Annotated in this window: 14 protein-coding genes and 1 pseudogene; 14 read left to right on the forward strand and 1 reads right to left on the reverse strand. The window is 71.8% G+C overall.

Features of this window, described 5'->3' with window-relative positions; translation table 11 throughout:
• Window positions 1–68: 68 nt before the first annotated feature.
• The 3 genes from gpmI to OV427_RS12675 all read left to right on the forward strand — a co-directional run bounded on the left by gpmI (window position 69) and on the right by OV427_RS12675 (window position 3,748).
• Window positions 69–1,610, forward strand: a complete 1,542-nt coding sequence (gene gpmI / locus OV427_RS12665) for a 2,3-bisphosphoglycerate-independent phosphoglycerate mutase (RefSeq protein ID WP_267856343.1) — start codon at window positions 69–71, stop codon at window positions 1,608–1,610.
• A 19-nt stretch (window positions 1,611–1,629) separates the two neighbouring features.
• The gene (locus OV427_RS12670; protein ID WP_267863419.1) at window positions 1,630–2,331 is read left to right on the forward strand and encodes a ComF family protein; all 702 of its coding nucleotides are present in this window, start codon (window positions 1,630–1,632) and stop codon (window positions 2,329–2,331) included.
• A gap of 214 nt (window positions 2,332–2,545) precedes the next feature.
• Window positions 2,546–3,748 (forward strand): serine/threonine-protein kinase, encoded by a 1,203-nt coding sequence (locus OV427_RS12675; protein ID WP_267856344.1) that lies wholly within the window; start codon window positions 2,546–2,548, stop codon window positions 3,746–3,748.
• A gap of 45 nt (window positions 3,749–3,793) precedes the next feature.
• On the opposite strand, the gene OV427_RS12680 is transcribed toward OV427_RS12675, so the two are convergent.
• Window positions 3,794–4,141: a helix-turn-helix domain-containing protein gene (locus OV427_RS12680; RefSeq protein ID WP_267856345.1), complete on the reverse strand. Its 348-nt coding sequence runs from the start codon at window positions 4,139–4,141 to the stop codon at window positions 3,794–3,796.
• Window positions 4,142–4,424: 283 nt separating this feature from the next.
• Here OV427_RS12680 and OV427_RS12685 point away from each other — a divergent pair, with 283 nt between their 5' ends.
• The 11 genes and pseudogenes from OV427_RS12685 (at window position 4,425) to OV427_RS12735 (ending at window position 18,400) form a co-directional block, all read left to right on the forward strand.
• Window positions 4,425–6,290, forward strand: coding sequence for a serine/threonine-protein kinase (locus OV427_RS12685; protein ID WP_267856346.1), 1,866 nt, complete (start codon window positions 4,425–4,427; stop codon window positions 6,288–6,290).
• A gap of 20 nt (window positions 6,291–6,310) precedes the next feature.
• Window positions 6,311–7,222, forward strand: coding sequence for a DUF2381 family protein (locus OV427_RS12690; protein ID WP_267856347.1), 912 nt, complete (start codon window positions 6,311–6,313; stop codon window positions 7,220–7,222).
• A 282-nt stretch (window positions 7,223–7,504) separates the two neighbouring features.
• Window positions 7,505–7,609 (forward strand): annotated as a pseudogene (locus tag OV427_RS50780) (chemotaxis protein CheB); the annotation flags it as partial.
• Window positions 7,610–7,917: 308 nt separating this feature from the next.
• Window positions 7,918–8,088, forward strand: coding sequence for a phosphoribosyltransferase family protein (locus tag OV427_RS12700; RefSeq protein ID WP_267856348.1), 171 nt, complete (start codon window positions 7,918–7,920; stop codon window positions 8,086–8,088).
• Between the two features lie 210 nt (window positions 8,089–8,298).
• Window positions 8,299–9,939 (forward strand): chemotaxis protein CheA, encoded by a 1,641-nt coding sequence (locus OV427_RS12705; RefSeq protein ID WP_267856349.1) that lies wholly within the window; start codon window positions 8,299–8,301, stop codon window positions 9,937–9,939.
• On the forward strand, window positions 9,936–11,534 hold the full coding sequence (locus OV427_RS12710) for a methyl-accepting chemotaxis protein (RefSeq protein ID WP_267856350.1): 1,599 nt from the start codon (window positions 9,936–9,938) through the stop codon (window positions 11,532–11,534). Before OV427_RS12705 ends, OV427_RS12710 begins: the two co-directional genes overlap by 4 nt.
• Window positions 11,531–12,064 (forward strand): chemotaxis protein CheW, encoded by a 534-nt coding sequence (locus tag OV427_RS12715; protein ID WP_267856351.1) that lies wholly within the window; start codon window positions 11,531–11,533, stop codon window positions 12,062–12,064. Before OV427_RS12710 ends, OV427_RS12715 begins: the two co-directional genes overlap by 4 nt.
• Entirely contained in the window at window positions 12,061–12,930 is an 870-nt protein-coding gene (locus OV427_RS12720) for a CheR family methyltransferase (RefSeq protein WP_267856352.1), read from the forward strand. The genes OV427_RS12715 and OV427_RS12720 overlap by 4 nt, the downstream gene beginning before the upstream one ends.
• The gene (cheB, locus tag OV427_RS12725; RefSeq protein ID WP_267856353.1) at window positions 12,927–14,009 is read left to right on the forward strand and encodes a chemotaxis-specific protein-glutamate methyltransferase CheB; all 1,083 of its coding nucleotides are present in this window, start codon (window positions 12,927–12,929) and stop codon (window positions 14,007–14,009) included. The genes OV427_RS12720 and cheB overlap by 4 nt, the downstream gene beginning before the upstream one ends.
• A 275-nt stretch (window positions 14,010–14,284) precedes the next feature.
• Window positions 14,285–15,556 carry an SBBP repeat-containing protein gene (locus tag OV427_RS12730; RefSeq protein ID WP_267856354.1) on the forward strand — a complete coding sequence of 424 codons (1,272 nt, stop codon included), beginning with the start codon at window positions 14,285–14,287 and terminating at the stop codon, window positions 15,554–15,556.
• A 123-nt stretch (window positions 15,557–15,679) separates the two neighbouring features.
• Entirely contained in the window at window positions 15,680–18,400 is a 2,721-nt protein-coding gene (locus tag OV427_RS12735; protein ID WP_267856355.1) for a M1 family metallopeptidase, read from the forward strand.
• The last annotated feature ends 19 nt before the right edge of the window (window positions 18,401–18,419 follow it).

Here is an 18,419-nt window from a genome sequence, read left to right on the forward strand (position 1 = left end):
GCCGCCAGGTTGAGGGGCTGGCGCTTTTTGTCCTCTCCGCCCGCCGCCCCCATGGTTAGGGTTCGGGCATGACTCCCGCGCACAAGGTCCTGCTCTGCATCCTGGACGGCTGGGGCATCCGCCAGGAGCGAGATGCGAACGCCATCCTCCTGGCCGGCACGCCCCACCTCGACAAGCTGGCGAGCCCCTACCCCTTCACCGAGCTGCAGACGGCAGGACTGGCCGTGGGCCTGCCCGAGGGGCAGATGGGCAACTCGGAGGTGGGCCACACCAACATCGGCGCCGGCCGCATCGTCTACCAGGACCTGGTGCGCATCAACCGCGCGGCCGAGTCCGGTGAGCTGGGACAGAACCCCGTGCTGCGCGCGGCCATGGACGGCGTGAAGGCCGACGGCAAGGCGCTGCACCTGCTCGGGCTGGTGTCTCCGGGGGGCGTGCACTCGTCCATGGAGCACCTGTATGCGCTCCTGCGTGCCGCGCGCGAGCGGGGCGTCCCCCACGTCTACGTGCACGCCTTCCTGGACGGGCGCGACACGCCGCCGCAGAGCGCGCTGGGCTACGTGGAGGAATTGGAGCGCTTCCTCCACGAGACACACGCGGGCCGCATCGCCACGGTGAGCGGGCGCTACTACGCCATGGACCGCGACAAGCGGTGGGACCGGGTGCACCTGGCCTACGAGGCGCTGGTGTACGGCCGCGGCCCCAGGGCGCCGGACGCGCTGAGCGCCATCCGTGCGTCCTACGCGGAGAAGGTGACGGACGAGTTCGTGAAGCCCACGGTGCTGGCCAGCGGCGACGGCACGCCGGTGGGCCGCATCCAGGACGGCGACACGGTGGTCTTCTTCAACTTCCGCGCGGACCGGGCGCGGGAGCTGACGAAGGCGCTCGCGTACCCGGACTTCAAGGAGTTCGACCGGGGCGGGCTGCGGCTGGGGCGCTACGTGTGCATGACCCAGTACGACGAGACGTTCGATTTGCCGGTGGCCTTCGCGCCGGACCAGCCGCAGGACATCTTCCCGGAGCTGCTGTCGCAGAAGGGCCTGCGCCAGTTGCGCACGGCGGAGACGGAGAAGTACGCGCACGTGACGTTCTTCTTCAACGGCGGCCGCGAAGTCGTGTACCCGGGCGAGGACCGGCACATGGTGCCCAGCCCGCGCGACGTGAAGACCTACGACTTGAAGCCGGAGATGTCCGCGCGCGAGCTGACGGCGGAGCTGGTGCGGCGGCTCGACTCGGGGACGTACGACTTCGCGCTGGTGAACTTCGCCAACCCGGACATGGTGGGGCACAGCGGCCGGCTGGACGCGACGATGCAGGCGGTGCGCGTGGTGGACGAGTGCCTGGGCGTGCTGGGCAAGGCGTGCGAGCGCAACGGCTGGGTGATGGCCATCTCCGCCGACCACGGCAACTGCGAGCAGATGGTGGACCCGGTGACGGGCGAGCCGCACACCGCGCACACGCTCAACCCGGTGCCCTTCCACCTCATCCACCCGGACTTCCGGGGACAGAAGCTGCGCCCCGGCATCCTCGCGGACATCGCCCCCACGCTGTGCAAGGTGATGGGGCTGCCGCAGTCGAAGGAGATGAACCGGATGGGGCTGTTCCCTTGAGCACCGAGGGGCCGTGCCGGTGCTGAAGGCGCTGCTGGATTTGCTCTACCCGCCTTCGTGCATCGCCTGCGCGAAGGTGCTGCCGGGCCCGGGGGCGTTCTTCTGCGAGCCGTGTGACACCGCGCTGGAGCGGCTGCCCCCCGCGTGCTGCCGCACCTGCGCGGAGCCCGGGACATTTCCCGGTGGAGCCTGTCCCCGGTGCCGCGCGGCGCCGCCTCCGTTCTCCCGGGGGTGGGCGCCGTTCGCGCATGAGGGGCCCGTGGCGCGGGCCATCCACCGGTTCAAGTATGAAGACCACCCGGAGCTGGCCGCGCCGCTGGGAGAGTTGCTGGCGGGTGAGGCCCGGGCGTTCCTGGGCCGGGCACCGGAGCACGTGGTGGCCCTGCCGCTGCACACGCGCCGCTATCACTCGCGCAAGTACGACCAGGCACAGCTCCTCGCGGGGACGCTGGCGAAAGCCACGGGCCGCGAGGCTCCGGTGGGCTGGCTCACGCGCACCCGCGAGACACAGCGGCAGGTGGGACTGAGTGAAGCGGAGCGCGCGCACAACGTGGCGGACGCCTTCACTGCGTCCGCCGCCGCGAAGGGCCGCGAGGTGCTGCTGGTGGACGACGTCTTCACCACCGGCGCCACCGCACGCGCCGCCGCTACGGCACTTCAGGAAGCCGGCGCCGTCAGGGTCGAGGTGCTGACCGTGGCGCGGGCCTTCAGCCTGGCCTGAGCCGCCCTGAGGCAGGTGAAGTGGCCGGACTCCAGGTGCCGGTCCGTCTGGATGGGACGCGAGGCTGCCGGGTCAGGCGTGGGAGGCCGCCGAATCCCTCCTGAGGACCTTGCGCAGCCAGGTATCCGCTGCCGCGAGGCCGCAATTGCGTACCAGGGAGGATTAGCTGTGACTAGACTCCAAAAGTATAACTGCCCCTGCTTCCGGAGTCTCCATGAAAACCCCTGTGACGCCCGTGGCCGCGCCGCACCCGGTTCCCACCTTCATCACCGAAGAGGAGGATGCCCTCGGAGCGCCGGGCGGGCGCCATACGCTCTTCCATGTGGATGACACGCGCTACGACTTCGTCCGGGTCCTGGAGCAGCGGGATGATGGCGAGGTGCTGATGCTGGCCGAGCGTCACGAGAAGCACGGGCTGGCGGGCCCCGTCGTCATCCGGCGGGTGCGCAGCCCTTCCACCTTCGAGCGGCGGCAACGACTGGTGGAAGAGGTGCAACTGGCCTACCGGCTCAATCACCCGGCCATTGCCCAGGTGCATCTCTTCAAGGTCCGGGAGCGCAAGCCGTACGTCATCATGGAGTACGTCGACGGACCTACCCTGGATGGTGTCCTGAGCCTCATGGCGATGCGGCACCGGCCTGTCTCCATTCCCTTCGCGCTGCACGTCGGCGCGGAGATTGCCGACGCGCTTCACCATGCCCACCAGCTCACCGACGACGCGGGCCGGCCGCTGGGGCTGGTGCACCGGGACGTCAGCCCTCGCAACGTCAGCATCAGCAGGAACGGGGCCGTGAAGCTGACGCACTTCGGGGTCGCCTACTCACGTCTGGTGGGGCGCGAAGTCACGCAAGGGGCCCTCCGCAAAGGGGACGTCGCATATTCCTCACCGGAGTATCTGAGCCTGCGGAGACTGACGCCCGCCGCCGACCTCTTCTCGCTGGGGCTGGTGTTGCTGGAACTGGCCACGGGGCGCAACCTCTTCCAGGAAGCCATGGAGGAGATTGCCGAAGCACCGGAAGGCGCGCTGGCGAAGGTGGCTGTGGAAGAGCAACCCTCGCTGCCACTGACCCGGCTTCTCGCGCTCATGGAGGCCTGCAAGCCGGACGCGGTTGTCCGGGCGGTGGCCGGTCTGCCCCAGGACTTCCAGGCCGTGCTCCAACGTGTCCTGCGACGCGAGCCCGCTGGCCGTTACGCCACGGCCGGACAGATGCGGGACGCGTTGCGCGCATGTCTCGCGCGCGAATGGCAGACCGGCCCCTACGGACGCCAGGAAGCGGCGGCGGAACTTGCGCAGCTCATCAGCGAGGCCAGCGCCGCGCGGGACGAAGTGGACCTGGGGGATGAGCGCCTGTTCCCCGCGGGGCTGGAGTCACATGAACTGGACGTTTCCGCGGGAGGCAGGAAGCGCCGGACATAGCGGGCCGCCACGCGCGCGGCGCTCCAGAAACCCTTGGGGCGACGGCTAGCGTGACAGCGCGCGGGCCATGACGACGAGCGCATCCAGCTTCTCCTCGTCCAGCTCGCGCGCCAGGGTCACCAGCCGGCGCAGCAGCGGCGGCTCCTTCTGCGCGTCGCGCCGGGCCTCCTTGTCGGGCCGGGCCAGTCCCAGCAGTTCGTCCGTGGGGGTGCGCAGGGCCATGCTCAGGCGGCGCAGCATGCCCGTGCTGGGCACCATCTTCCCGCGCTCCACCCGGCTGTAGACCATGGGGTGCATGTCCACCATGGCGGCGACCTCCGCCTGTGTCAGTCCCAGACGCGCCCTCGCTTCGCGCATCGCCTTGCCCACCGTCATTCCCAGTTGTTCGTCCATGCGTGCGAGTAAAGGTAGCGCACTGCCACCCGCGTGACTTCATCCGCCGGGCATTCTTTTCCCGGGGCGCGAGCTATATCAGGGAGGTATAGCGCGTGATAGACTTCCCGCTTGATAGCGCCGCCCACTGCCGCCCCGTGGTGTGGCTGCCTGGGGTCGTGCGCAGCCGCGCTCCTGGGCTTGCTACCGCCCACCCACTCCTGGAGGAAGTCCTGATGCGCCTTGGCGGCGCCGGTATTCATGAGGAAGGCAAGGGCGGCGCCGGCCGCCGGGAAGCGGGCCCATGAGAGACCCCCTCTTCGCGGACGTGGAGCCTGGCACGGATGTGGGTGGCTTCTCGGTGGAGGGGCTGCTGGGCCGGGGCGGCTGCGGCGCCGTCTTCCGCGCGCGGCGCGGGGGCCACGCCTTCGCGCTCAAGTTGCAGTCGCTCTCCGCGCTGGGTGGGTGGGCGCAACGCGAGGTGACCATCCTCACGCGGCTGGGCCACCCCAACGTGGTCCGCTTCCATGCCTGCGGGCTCTGGCCCGACAGGGCGCCTCGGTGGTTCTACATCGCCATGGAGTTGGTGGAAGGGCGGACGCTGAACGACTGGGTGGCGGAGGAGAACCCCAGCGCACGCCGCGCGGGGCGTCTCGTGCTGGACCTGGCGCGTGGACTCGCGGCGGCCCACGACAGCGGCGTGCTGCACCGGGACGTGAAGGAGAGCAATGTGGTGGTGCGCGACGCCACCGGACAGGCGGTGCTGGTGGACTTCGGCGTGGGCTCGTACCCGGGGGCGCCGCGCCTGACGCGGGAGGTGCTGCCTCCCGGCACGCCGCAATACCGCAGCCCGGAGGCGCTGGCCTTCCGGCGGGCACATGGGGAAGGCGCCGACGCGCACTACGTCTCCACGGCGGCGGACGATCTGTATGCCCTGGGTGTCCTCCTCTACTGGGTGCTCACGGACAGGCACCCCTTCGCCGCGCCCTCGTCCGCGACGGAGGTGGAAGCCGTCATCTCAAGGACGCCCACGGCTCCGCACGAGGCGAACCCACGCGTGCCCCCAACGCTGGGCGCGCTCTGCATGCGGCTGCTGGAGAAACAGCCGGAAGCACGCTTCTCCAGCGCGGGCGCTCTGGCCGAGGCGTTGGAGGTGGAGTTGGCCGGAGCGGACGACGCCTGGGACGTGCCGCTCTGTGAGAGCAAGGCCTCCGCTCCCGCCGCACCACCCGAGGTGCCGGAGGACGGCGAGGAAGCATGGATGCTGGAGGGTGAGGCAGGAGGAGGCGTGCCACGCCGGGGCCGGCTGCCTGACCGAATCGTGCCCGATGGGGCCGTCCCCGCCGCGGCTGGCGCGGCGGCACCGCCCACTCCTTTCGCCGAGCCGCCCGTGCGGGCGCGAAGCGGCTTCAAGTGGGCTGTCCTCATGGGCCTTGTGGCCAGCCTCGTCGTGGGGGCGGCGCTGATGATGAGGGCACACGCGCCTCCATCCCTGTCTTCCGGTAGGGAAATGGCGCCGTCCGCCGCGCGGCCAGAAGCTGAGCGGGCCGCAGCCGCACCCTTGTCGGCGGCCTCCACTCCCGCGGTCGTCGCCCCGCCGGCGGCGCACGTGCAGAAAGATGAGTCACCCGTGAAGCAGCCTGCTACTCCTCCTCCCGCCACTCCCGCGCAGCCCCGCCCGGCCCGCCTCTCCGGCTCCCTGGCGCGCGTTGCCGCCGCCGCGGCCGCCTGCACCGCCCTGGCCTGCCCCGGGGGGCCACAGTTTCGTGAGAAACCTCCCGTCGAGCCGTGCCCCGTGGGGGCCGTGGATGCCATGAAGAAGCTGGGTATCGACGTGGGCGATGAGGGTTACGGAGTCATGCCCGGGCGCAGCCCCGACAAGGGAGTGGACGTGGTCACCGTGCGCGATGGCTGGGTCCGCGTTGAAGTAGGCGAGCTGGGGCACCTGGAGAATGGAACGGTGAGCGGGCGGCTCATCGTGGGCGAGCGCGTCTACGGCCGCTTCACCGAGGGCCGGACGAAGAGGGGAGACGTCTTCCCCGTCTGCCTGGAACTGCGTGACTTTGAAGAGCGCGTCCGGGGTGTGCGGCGCGAGCCGGGCAGTACCGCCGTGGACTCCGCGCGCATCATTTCCACCGTGGCCTTGAGTGCGGTGGACCACTTCGAGTGATGCCGTGGAGGTATGCCCTCGTGCTGAGTCGCTTTGGCGCGGTCCTGCTGACGTGTGCCCTGTTTGTCGTGACCAATGCCACCGCTCAGCCCGAAGGTGACCCGTGGGCGCCAGGCACGCGCCGCATCACCCTGGAGCCGCAGCGCGCGGGTCCGCCTCCGAAGGTGCGCATCAGCCCTGGCGTGGGGACGATCCTGGTCTTCGACACGGCCGTGGCGCGCGTGGAGCTACAGGAGCATGAGCGCTTCGGGCGGGTGCGGCTGGACAAGGACACGCTCACGCTGCTGCCCACCTCCAACCTCGAGGCGGAGGAACTGAAGCTCACCGTTCACTTCGAGGACGGGGCGGTCCCCATGAGCGCGGACTTCCTCCTGGTGGTGCACGCCACGCTGGCCGAGCGGCAGGTGGAAGTATTTCGCCACCCGCGTTCTGCCGCCAACCTCCAGGCGGAGCTGGAGGAGAAAGACGCGAAGATGCGGCGTCTGGAAGAGCAAGTTGCACGGTTGCAGGCAGCACAGGCGCAACCGGAAGGCCTCACCGGCCTGCTCGTCACCGGGCACATGGACGGGACAAGAGGTGTCCAGGTACGCGCGCTGGCGCGTGACTTCGTGCTTCACCGGCGCAGCGCGCTGCGCGCCACGGGGGTGGTCACCTACCGCGCCGCGAGGAGCTTCGCGCTCTCGGTGAAGTTGGAGGGCATTGGCGGACCCGAGGCGTGGCAGGCGGAGGGCGCGGCCTTGGAGGCGAGGGATGGAATCGCGCTCCGGGTGCTGAGGGTGTGGCAGTCTGCGCCGCTTCAGTCAGGCGAAAAGGGCCAGGTGGTGGTGGAGACCGAAGCCGAGGACACCACCAGCCCGGGGCCGTACACGCTGACCGTCTGGGCCACGGGCGGCAAGCGCCCGGTCATCCTCGGCAACATCCAGTTCCCATAGGCTTCCGGTAGGACAGCCGTGCACATGATCCAGCGTCAGATCATGCGAGGGCGTGTTGTTGTTTTGTTGAGTTCTTCCATGGTGCTTTCTCTGTTGCGCCGCGCGATTACGACGCACCACGGGAGAGCAGACACCGGGCCAATGCTGGCAACGTGTGATTACGCCAGTTTGCGTGCAAACTCGGGCTCAGCCTACTTCTGCACGTGCAGAAGTGAGAGGTGGTTGCCTGGGTGCCCTACTCAGGTGGCCGGGCCGGACGCGGTGGGCGTGTTGCTCACGGGCATGGGCGACGACGGAGCGGACGGGCTGGCGGACATACGCCGCGCCGGGGCCGCCACGTTCGCCCAGGATGCTGCCACCCGCGTGGTGTACGGCATGCCGCGCGACGCAGTGCTGCGCGGAGCAACCGAGCAGTCTCTGCCACGCGACTCCCTGCCCGAATCCATCCTGAACGCGGCCTCGCGACGCGGGTCCTCACCGGGTGACGAGGAGGAGCCTCGCGGCATGCGCTGGCCCCTCCCCGTCCTCCTCGCATTCGTCGCCCTCCGCCGCGCCCACGCGCCCGAGCCGGCGACTCCCGCTCCCGTGGCCGCGGCGCCCACGTATCCCGAGCCCCAGCCGCCCGCGCCGCGGATCCCCGACACCGTCCGCCCCGCCCACTCCGCGTTGGACTTGAAGCTTCTCCCCGCCGAGCCGTGGCGGACGCTTTCACTGCGTCCGCCGCCGCGAAGGGCCGTGAGGTGCTGCTGGTGGACGACGTCTTCACCACGGGCGCCACCGCGCGTGCCGCCGCCATGGCACTGCGGGAAGCTGGCGCGGTCCGGGTCGAGGTGCTGACCGTGGCGCGGGCCTTCAGCCTCGCCTGAGGACACGCCGCAACTGGGAGTGGAGTGGCCGAACTCCGCGGGCCCGGGTCCGAGCTTCAGGCACCCTGTCCTGATCGACCCGGCCAACCCTCCAAGCAGACATGCAGTCCGGGGCGTTTGGTACCCAACTTGAGACATGCCCGGATTGACGTGTATTTGGAGCACACACGTTCCACGCTCCACCCGGCCCGGTGGTGACAGGACACGCACGTGGACCTGCAGGCCGTCGTACACATCTTCGTCGAGGAGGCGGAAGGACTGCTCCACACCCTGGAGCAGGGCTTCCTGACGCTGGAGTCGTCCCCCGGCGAAGCCAACGCCCTCGCCGGCATGCTGCGCGCGGCGCACACGCTCAAGGGCAGCTCGGCCTCGCTCGGCCTGGAGCGCTTCCCCGCAATCATCCACTCGCTGGAGGAGCACCTGGAGGCCCTGCGGGACGGACACCTCGTGGCGGACGCCGCGCTCGTCACCCGCTTCCTCGAGCTGGTGGATGCGCTGCGCCACCAGGCCCGAAGCACCCGCCTCGGGGAGCCCGAGGCCTCGGCGAAGGCCGAGGCGGTGCTCGCGGAAGTGGAGCAGCTGCGCAGGCGCACGGACGCAGCCTCTCCGGTCGCCACCCCAGCCGCGCAGACCCCGGGTGCCTTCGAGGAGACACCGGGCACCGCCGTCCGGGTGGAGGAGGAGCGGCTGGACCGGCTGCTCGACGTGACGGGGGAGCTGACGCTGGACCACGGGCGCGTGGTGGAGCTGGTGCGCACCGGCGCGGCGCGCGAGGCGCTCCTCACGGAACTGGAGGACATGCGGCAGCGGCTGCGGAGCCTGGAGGCAGCGGTGCTCCAGGCGCGGCTGGTGCCCGTGGAGCCCATCCTCCACGCCCAGCAGCGCACGTTGCGGGACGCCGCCGCCGCCTGCGGCAAGCGCGTGCGGCTCGTCGTGGAGGCCGGGGGCGTGGACATGGACACGCGCGTCGCGGGCCCCCTGCGCTCCGCGCTGCTCCACCTCATCCGCAACGCCGTGGACCATGGCATCGAGTCACCCGAGACGCGCCTCGCGCGGGGCAAGCCCGAGGAGGGGGCGCTCACGCTGCGCGCCGGGCATCGCCTGGGCTGCCTGGTGGTGACGCTCTCCGACGACGGCGCGGGGTTGGACCGCGAGCGCATCCTCGCGCGGGCCCGGCAGCGCGGCCTCGTGGCCGCCGACGCGCGCCCGGAGGACGCGGCGCTCGACGCGCTCATCTTCGCCCCGGGCTTCTCCACCGCCGAGTCCGTCACGGCGCTCTCCGGCCGCGGCGTCGGCCTGGATGCGGTCCGCCAGGAGGTGGAGTCGCTGCGCGGCGGGCTGGACGTGGGCAGTGAGCTGGGACGCGGCACCACCTTCACGCTCCGGCTGCCGCTCCACCTGGCCATCATCCCGGGCTTCGCGGTGGTGGCCGGCGCCCACGCCTACGTGCTGCCCCTGGACGCCGTGGAGCAGTGCGCGCCGCTGCCGGACGGCGCCGCGCGGCCCGGCACGACGGAGGGCGTGCTCCACCTGGGCCGGCAGCCCATGCCCTACGTACGCCTGCGCGACGCCTTCCGGCTCGGAGGCGCCGCCTCCCGCCGCGAAGAGGTGGTGGTGGTGCGCACCGAGGCGGGCCGCGCCGCGCTGGTGGTGGATGCGCTGCTCGGCGAGCACCACGTCGTCGTCAAGCCGCTGGGCCCGCTGCTGCGACGGCAGCCCGGCCTGTCGGGCGCGTCCGTCCTCCCCGACGGGCGGCTGGCGCTGCTGCTGGACCTTCCCTCGCTGCTCCGCTCCCCCTCCGCTGTCCCCATGGCCCCGCCCCCGAGGCCCGTAGGAACCCCCACCCCATGATGCTCAGGAACATTCGAATCGGACCCCGGCTGGCCGCGGGCTTCGGCGTGATGATGGCGCTGGTGCTCGCCGTGGCGCTCGCCAACCACATGGGCCTGACCCAGGTGGAGGAGATGTCGCACCGGCTCGTTGCCGGCGACAACCGCCTCACGGCGAAGTCCCAGGCGGTCGTCACGCTGACCCAGGGCCTGCGCCGCTACGAGAAGGACTACTTCCTCAACATCGGCAACGCCGCGCGCCAGGCGGACTCCTTCCAGCAGTGGACGCAGGCGCGGACGGACCTGGCCGAGGCCGTCCAGGAGTTGCGCGAGAGCACCACCGGGAAGGACCACGAGGACGTGATGCACATGGAGCAGGCACTCCAGGAGTACGCGGACGACTTCCGCGCCGTGGTCGCGGGAATCCAGAGCGGGACGCTGCACACGCCCCAGGAGGCCAACACCACGCTGGAGCAGCACAAGGACGCCATCCGGCTGCTGGAGACCACCGCGGACGCCCAGCACGAGCGCTACGAGGCGATGGTGGAGGGCCAGCTGGAAGGCACCCTGCACACGCTGCGCTCGGAACTGTGGGCCTTCGTCGCCGTCGCCCTCGTGCTGGCCGGCGCCGCATCGTGGCTCCTCACCCGCTCGCTCACCCTCCCCCTGCAGCGGGCCGTGGCGTTGGCCGAGCGCATCGCCTCGGGCGACCTGCGCGAGCGCGTGCGGGTGGACGGGCGTGACGAGCTGACCCGGCTGCTCCAGGCGCTGGACGGCATGGCGGAGCGCATCCGCGAGGTCATGGGCCAGGTCCGCTCCGAGGCGGACGGCCTCTCCTCCGCGTCCGGCCACGTGGCGGCCACGTCCACCTCGCTGTCGCAGGGCACCAGCGAGCAGGCCTCCGCCGTGGAGGAGACGACGGCCAGCCTCACGCAGATGACGGTGGCCATCAACCAGACGGCCGCCCACGCCCGGACGACGGAGCAGATGGCCCAGCAGGGCGCGAAGGACACCGAGCTGGGCGGCGCCGCGGTGACGCAGACGGTGCAGGCGATGCGCGCCATCGCCGACAAGGTGCTGCTCATCCAGGAGCTCGCCTACCAGACGAACATCCTCTCGCTGAACGCCGCCATCGAAGCGGGCCGCGCGGGCGAGCACGGCCGCGGCTTCGCGGTGGTCTCCACCGAGGTGCGCCGGCTGGCCGAACGCAGCCAGGGCGCGGCGCGTGAAATCGCCACCCTGGTCAACAGCAGCGTCGCCACCTCGGAGCGCGCGGGCGAGCGGCTCGGCATGCTGGTGCCCTCCATCCGCAAGACGGCGGACCTGGTGCAGGAGGTGGCCACCACCGCCAGCGAGCAGGCCACCAGCGTGGGCCACGTGAGCCGCGCCATGGGGCAGATGAGCGTGGTGACGCAGCAGAACGCCTCGGCCGCCGAGGAGCTGGCCGCCACCTCCAAGCAGCTCGCCGGACAGGCCAGGAGCCTCCAGCGGCTCCTGGGCCTCTTCCAGCTCCCGGAGCTCCGTGAGCCGCCCGTCGCGTCCACGCCCCGGGAGCCGCCTCCGCCGGCCGCCGGGCTCGACTCCCACTTCCAACCCTTCGCGGTGGGAATGCGATGAGCGCGGAGGGCGCAGGCACCCGGCAGTACCTCACGCAGCACCTGTGTGGTGAGCGTTACGCGCTGCCGCTGTCGCGTGCGCGGGAAGTCCTCCGGTACGGCCCCCTCACGCCGGTGCCCGGAGTGCCGCCGTCCATCCGCGGCGTCATCCACGCGCGCGGGCGCGTGGTGCCGGTGGTGGACCTGGCGGTGCGCTTCGGCCGCCCGGCGCAGGAGCCCACCCCGTGGACGTGCTTCGTGCTGGTGGAGGTGGACGTCGACGGCGAGCCCACGGTGCTAGGGATGATGGTGGACGCGGTGGACTCGGTGGTGGAACTGGCCCCCGAGGACGTGCTGCCGCCGCCGCCCTTCGGCACCGCCATCCGCACCGAGTTCCTGCTCGGCATGAGCCGCCTCGGTGACGGCATCCTCCTGCTGCTGGACGTGGACCGCGTGCTGGCGCATCACGAGCTGCTCGCCGCGGGAGAGCTGGCGGCCCGTGAGCTCGCGACACCGGGCTCCAGGCCCGGCGCTGGAGACGCGCCGGCATGAAGGCCGCGGGGCTCGCGAGCCTGGCGCAGCCGCCACTGCCGGAGCCGGCGGCGCTCTCGCGCCTGCGGGAGTGCTTCTACGCCGAGGCCGGGGTGCGTCTGGGCGAGGGCAAGGCGGAGTTCGTCCGGTGGCGGCTGTCCGCGCGGCTGCGCGCGCTCGGGCTGGAGTCCTTCATGGACTACGCGGCCCGCGTGACGATGGACACCGCCGAGCGGAAGAAGATGGTGGAGGCGCTGCTCGTCCACGAGACGTGCTTCTTCCGCGAGCCCGCACAGTTCACCTGGCTGGAGCGCGAGCTGTTCCCCCGCTGGCGGCAGGACTCGCGCCGCCGCAGCCGCCATGTGCGCGCCTGGAGCGCGGCGTGCTCCACCGGCCAGGAGCCGTACACGCTGGCCATGGTGCTGCTGGCGAACCTTCCCGCCGAGGAGGGCTGGAGCGTGGAGGTGCTGGGCACGGACCTGTCCGGCGACGCGCTCTCCCGGGCCGAGGCGGCGATGTGGCCGCTGGAGAAGGCGTCGGAGATTCCCACCGCGTACCTCCACCGCTTCATGCTGCGCGGCACCGGCCCCGCCGAGGGGTGGATTCGCGCGGGCCCCCAGCTGCGCTCGGTGGTGCGCTTCCAGACCCTCAACCTGCTGCGCGCGGAGGACACCGCCCCCGGCACCTTCGACCTGGTGCTGTGCCGCAACGTGCTCATCTACTTCGACGCCGCGTCCAGCGCTCGGGCGATGCGGGGGCTGGTGCGGAACCTCGCGCCGGAGGGCCTGCTCCTGCTCGGCCACGCCGAGGGCCTGCACGGGCTGCGCGGCCTGCGCGGCGTCCATTCCTCCATCTACACCCGGGCCCCCGAGGCGCCCGCCCCATGACGCCGGCCGGAGAGCCGCTGCGGCGGGTGCTGGTGGTGGACGCCTCGGCCGTCGTGCGCCAGGACGTCGCGGCGCTGCTGCGCGACACCGGCCGCTGCGAGGTGGTCGTCGCGGCGAACGTGCTGGCGGCGCGGCAGAAGCTCCGGCGCGCGTGGCCCGACATCGCCCTCATCGGCCTGGAGCCCCCGGGCCACGACGCGCTGGCCCTGCTGCGGGAATTGGTGGCGGCGTCGGTGCCGGTGGTGGTCTGCGCGAGAGACGCCTCGCCAGGCGCCCCCCAGGTGCGGGAGGCGCTGTGCGCCGGCGCCAGGGACGTCCTCCACTGGCCACGGGTGGGCCTCAAGGCGCACCTGGCGCAGGAGGCCGGCCCGCTCGCCGCCCTGCTGCTGGACTCGGAGCGACGGCCGCCCCGCGTCCCACCACTGCCCCGGGGCTCCAAGCCGAGCCCGCCCTCGACTCCCATGGCGGACCGCGTCTGGGCGCGGCAGGTGGTGGCGGTGGGGGCGTCGACGGGAGGCCCCGCCGCCCTGCGCAGACTCCTGGGCGCGCTGCCCGCGCATGCACCCGCGCTGCTCGTGGTGCAGCACATGTCGGAGCCCTTTGCCTCCGCCTTCGCGCGGGGCCTGGGCGAGGTGTGCCGCATCGAGGTCCGCAGCGCGGCGACGGGAGACCGGGTGCGCCCCGGCCTCGCGCTGCTGGCGCCCGGAGACCAGCACCTGCGGCTCGTCGCGGGGGCCGGTGGCTACGCGGTGGAGTTGTCGGAGGCGCCTCCCGTCCGGCACCACCGTCCCAGCGTGGACGTCCTGTTCCACTCGGTGGCGGAGGCGGCCGGGCCGGACGCGGTGGGCGTGCTGCTCACCGGCATGGGCGACGACGGAGCGGACGGGCTGTCAGCCATGCGCCGGGCCGGAGCCGCCACGTTCGCCCAGGATGCCGCCACCAGCGTGGTGTACGGCATGCCTCGCGCCGCGATGCTGAGGGGAGCAGCCGAGCAGTCACTGCCGCTCGACTCGCTGCCCGAAGCCATCCTGAACGCGGCCTCACGACGCGGGTCCCCACCGGGTAACGAGGAGGCGTAGCCTCGCGGCATGCGCTGGCCCCTCGCCGTCCTCCGCGCATTCGTCGCGCCGCGCTGCGCAAGGCCGGCGCCGTGCAGGTGGAAGTGCTGACGGTGGCGCGCCTTCAGTCTTTTTTGACTGTCCGGTGAAGTCTCGTTTTACCCACTACCGTCCGCGCCACCGGTGTGCTTTTGCAACAACTGCCGTGGGACACGCCGTCCCTGCGTGGGCCGTTGTGCGTCGCGCGCGCGACATCCACGGCGCTGCTCTTCCTCTTCCGTGAATGGAGTTGCGTGATGAAGCAGTCCCTGTGGAGCATGTTCGGTCTGGCGGGCGTCGTGGCAGCCCTGGGCGCACCGCTTCCCGCCTCGGCGCAGATTCCCTCACCCGCCTGGGTGCGGCAGCTCGGGTCGAACCTGGACGAGCAGGCCCAGGCGGTGGCCGTCTCGGGCAGCAGCGTGTACGTGGTGGGCACCACCACGAGCCAGCTCGGGCCGGAGCCGCGCGCGGGCGGCCAGGACATCTTCATCTCGAAGTACGACACCGCCGGCGCGCTGCAGTGGGTGCATCAGCTCGGCACCAGCGAGGGTGACCGCGCCACGGCGGTGGCCACCGACGCGGACGGCAACGTGTACGTGGTCGGCCACACCTTCGGCGGCTTCGACTTCTACGTGAATGCGGGCGGCCTCGACTTCTTCGTCACGAAGTACGACGCACAGGGCAACCGCCTGTGGCTGAGCCAGCGCGGCACCGTCATGGATGACTTCGCCACGGGCGTGGCCGTGGGCGCGGACGACACGCTGTACATCGCGGGCTACACCGGGGGCAGCTACGCGAACGGCGGCAACCCCAACAACTACGACGTGGTGGTGGCCCTGTACGACACGGCCGGCAACCCCTACTGGCTGCAGCAGCTCGGCTCCAGCCAGAGCGACGTGGCGCAGGGCATCGCGGTGACGCCCACGCACGAGGTCTACGTGACGGGCTACACCTTCGGCAGCCTCGACGGCACCACCACCCCGGTGGGCACCGACATCTTCCTGATGCGGCTGGACATCCTTGGCGCCCAGCAGTGGGTGCGGCAGGTGGGCGCGTCCGACCAGGACTACGCCACCAGCGTGGCGGTGAGCCCGGATGGCGGCGTGTACCTGGCGGGCTACACCTTCGGCACGCTGGACGGCAATCCCCAGGCCGGCACCTACGACGCGCTGCTCGCGCGCTATGACGCCCTGGGCAACCGCCAGTGGAGCCGCCTGCTGGGCGGCACCCAGCCGGACTACGCCCAGGCCGTGGCCGTGGCCGCGGATGGCACCGTGCAGGTGACGGGCTACACCAGCGGCGTGTTCGACGGAAACCCCTCCGCCGGGCTCGGCGATGCGTTCCTCGCGCGCTACGACGCACTGGGCACGAAGCTCGGCTCGCGAGTGGTGGGCACCACCCTTCCCGACCAGGGCCGCGGCGTGGCCGTGGACGCCAGCGGCAACACGTACGTGACGGGCTTCACGTACGGCGGCCTCGGCGGCAACACCAACGCGGGCAGCTACGACGCCTTCCTCATCCGGTTCTGAGGCCGGGCTGGAGCACCGGCGCCCGCGCGCCCGCTCCAGGAGGTTGCAGGGAGGCAGGATGACGCAGCCTGCCTCCCGCTTCCCGTTCCCCCATCCACCGGGGAGGCGCGCTAGTTTCGCGGCATGCGCTGGCCCCTCCTCGTCCTCCTCGCATTCGTCGCCCTCCGCTGCGCCCACGCGCCCGAGCCGGCGACTCCCGCTCCCGCTCCCGTGGCGGAGGCGCCCACGTATCCCGAGCCACAGCCACCCGCGCTGCGGCTGCCCGACACCGTCCGCCCCGTCCACTACGCGCTGGACTTGAAGCTCCTCCCCGCCGAGCCGACCTTCTCCGGCGCCGTCGCCATCGACGTGGAGGTCCGCGAGCCCGTGCGTCAGGTGTGGCTGCACGGCCAGGACCTGGAGATAACGCAGGCCCGCGTGGAGACGGGCGCGCGCACCCTGGAGGCCCGCGCCGTCACCGCCAGCGACGGGCGCCTCGGGCTGCTGCTGCCCGAGCCCCTCCCCGCGGGCAAGGCCGTCATCCACCTGGCCTTCACCGGCCACATCGACCGCGAGCGCAGCCGTGGCATCTACGGCGTGGAGGAGCGCGGCGAGCCCTACCTCTACACCTTCTTCGAGCCCGTGGACGCGCGCCGCGCCTTCCCCTGCTTCGACGAGCCGGGCTTCAAGGTGCCCTGGCGCCTGCGCTTCACCGTGAAGACCGGGCACGTGGCGCTCGCCAACCACCCCGTCGTCTCCCGCGAGCCGCTGCCAGAGGGCCTCGAGCGCGTCACCTTCGCGGAGAGCCGCCCCATGCCCAGCTACCTCGTGGCCTTCATGGTGGGGCCGTTCGACGTGGTGGACGCGGGCACCGTGGGCCGCAACGCCGCGCCGCTGCGCTTCATCGTCCCGAAGGGCCGGGGCCCGGAGACGGCGTACGCGGCCAGCGCCACCCCGCGCATCGTGAAGAGCCTGGAGGACTTCTTCGACCAGGCGTACCCGTACGAGAAGCTCGACGTGGCGGTGGTGCCCCGCTACTGGGGCACCATGGAGCACCCGGGCATCGTCGCGCTCGGTCAGCCCCTCACGCTCATCCGCCCCGGCGAGGAGACGCTCGCGCGCCGCAAGTGGTACGTCACCATCGCGGGACACGAGCTGGGCCACTACTGGTTCGGCGACATCGTCACCTGCAAGTGGTGGGACGACATCTGGCTCAACGAGTCGCTCACCTCGTGGTTGGACAGGAAGCAGATGGACGGGTTCGACCCGGGCTGGGGCTTCTCGCGCGAGGCGAGCATGCACGCGCTGTCCTCCGCGCTCGACGCGGACGCGCTCTCGGCCGCGCTCCCCGTGCGCAAGCCGGCGGAGACGCATGACGACGTGCTCGGCTCGTTCGACAACGGCACCACCTACGCCAAGGGCTCGGCCGTCATCGCCATGTTCGAGGCCTGGCTCGGCCCGGAGCAGATGCGAAACCTCCTGCGCGTCCACATCCGCAAGCACGCCTGGGGCGTGGCCACGTCCGAGGACTTCGCCACCACGCTGTCCGAGGCCGCGAGCCCCGACCTCGCCCGCTCGTTCCGGAGCTTCATCGACCAGCCCGGCGCCCCGCGCATCTCCGCCGAGCTGCAGTGCAAGCCGGGCACGCCCACGCGGCTGAAGCTGTCGCAGGAGCGCTTCCTGCCGGCCGGCTCCACCGGCAGCACGAAGCAGACGTGGTCCGTGCCCGTGTGCGTGCGCGCGGGGACGGGCGGCGGCTCGCACCGCGTCTGCACCATGCTCAGCGAGGCCACCGGCGAGCTGTCGCTGCCCATGCGCGACTGCCCGAAGTGGGTGCTGCTCAACGCGGGCGGCACGGGCTACTACCGCGCCAGCTACACGCGCGAGCAGCTCGCCCAGGTGCTGGCCGCGCCGCCGAAGAGCCTCACCGTGGAGGAGCGGCTGGCGCTGCTGGCGGACGTGGAGGGCTCGGTGCGCCGGGGGGATTTGCCGCTCGGCGAGGCGCTGCGGCTCGTCCCCGCCACCGCGCGCGACGAGGACCGCCTCATCGTCCAGCGCGGCGCCCGGCTCCTCCAGCTCGTCAACGAGGACGGGCTGTCCGTGGAGGACCGCACCCGCTTCCGCGCCTGGGTGGGTGAAGTCTATGCGCCCCGCGCCCGCAAGCTGGGCTGGGAGCCGAAGCCGGGCGACAGCGACGACGTGAAGCAGGAGCGCGCGCGGCTGCTGGAGCTGGCGACGCTGGAGGGAGAGGAGCCCGTGCTGAACCGGGAGGCGACGCGGCTCGCGAAGGGGTGGCTGGCAGACAGGAAGTCCCTCGACCCGGAGGCGGTGCCCCTGGTGCTCGCGGCGGCGGCACACCATGGAGACCGGGCGATGTTCGACACCCTGCTCGCCCAGGCTCGCAAGACGGAGGACCGCAACGAGCGCAGCCAGTTGCTCACCACGATTGCCAGCTTCCGTGAGCCGGCGCTCGTGAAGGAGGCGCTGAAGCTCGTGACGAGCAACGAGATGGACCTGCGGGACACGAAGGTCCTGCTCACCGGCGCCTTCATGACGGCCGACACGCGCGAGGTGGCCTGGGCCTTCTACCGGGAGAACTTCGACGCGCTCGCGGAGCGGCTGCGCTCGGACGAGCTGGGCTGGCTCGTCAGCCTGGTGGGCAACCTCTGCGACACGGAGCGCCACGCGGAGGTGCAGGCGTTCCTCGAGCCACGCGTCTCCCGCCTGGAGAACGCGCCGCGCGCGCTGGCCCGCGCCGAGGAGTCCATCCGCCTGTGCGCCGAGGCGGACCGCCTCCACCGCGAGGGCGTGAAGGCCTTCCTGCGCGCGCCCCCCACGGTGCCCGCCCCCACCCGGACGCGGTAGGGAGAGCAGACGGCCAGCC

It is taken from the genome of Pyxidicoccus sp. MSG2 (genome assembly GCF_026626705.1).
Taxonomy (GTDB): Bacteria; Myxococcota; Myxococcia; order Myxococcales; family Myxococcaceae; genus Myxococcus.

Bases quoted from the DNA above. Each gene is read 5' to 3' on its own strand.
- OV427_RS12730 (WP_267856354.1), top strand. From the start codon at position 14,285: ATGAAGCAGTCCCTGTGGAGCATGTTCGGTCTGGCGGGCGTCGTGGCA.
- OV427_RS12675 (WP_267856344.1), top strand. From the start codon at position 2,546: ATGAAAACCCCTGTGACGCCCGTGGCCGCGCCGCACCCGGTTCCCACC.
- OV427_RS12715 (WP_267856351.1), top strand. From the start codon at position 11,531: ATGAGCGCGGAGGGCGCAGGCACCCGGCAGTACCTCACGCAGCACCTG.
- cheB (WP_267856353.1), top strand. From the start codon at position 12,927: ATGACGCCGGCCGGAGAGCCGCTGCGGCGGGTGCTGGTGGTGGACGCC.
- OV427_RS12735 (WP_267856355.1), top strand. From the start codon at position 15,680: ATGCGCTGGCCCCTCCTCGTCCTCCTCGCATTCGTCGCCCTCCGCTGC.
- OV427_RS12685 (WP_267856346.1), top strand. From the start codon at position 4,425: ATGAGAGACCCCCTCTTCGCGGACGTGGAGCCTGGCACGGATGTGGGT.
- OV427_RS12680 (WP_267856345.1), bottom strand. From the start codon at position 4,141: ATGGACGAACAACTGGGAATGACGGTGGGCAAGGCGATGCGCGAAGCG.
- gpmI (WP_267856343.1), top strand. From the start codon at position 69: ATGACTCCCGCGCACAAGGTCCTGCTCTGCATCCTGGACGGCTGGGGC.
- OV427_RS12710 (WP_267856350.1), top strand. From the start codon at position 9,936: ATGATGCTCAGGAACATTCGAATCGGACCCCGGCTGGCCGCGGGCTTC.
- OV427_RS12720 (WP_267856352.1), top strand. From the start codon at position 12,061: ATGAAGGCCGCGGGGCTCGCGAGCCTGGCGCAGCCGCCACTGCCGGAG.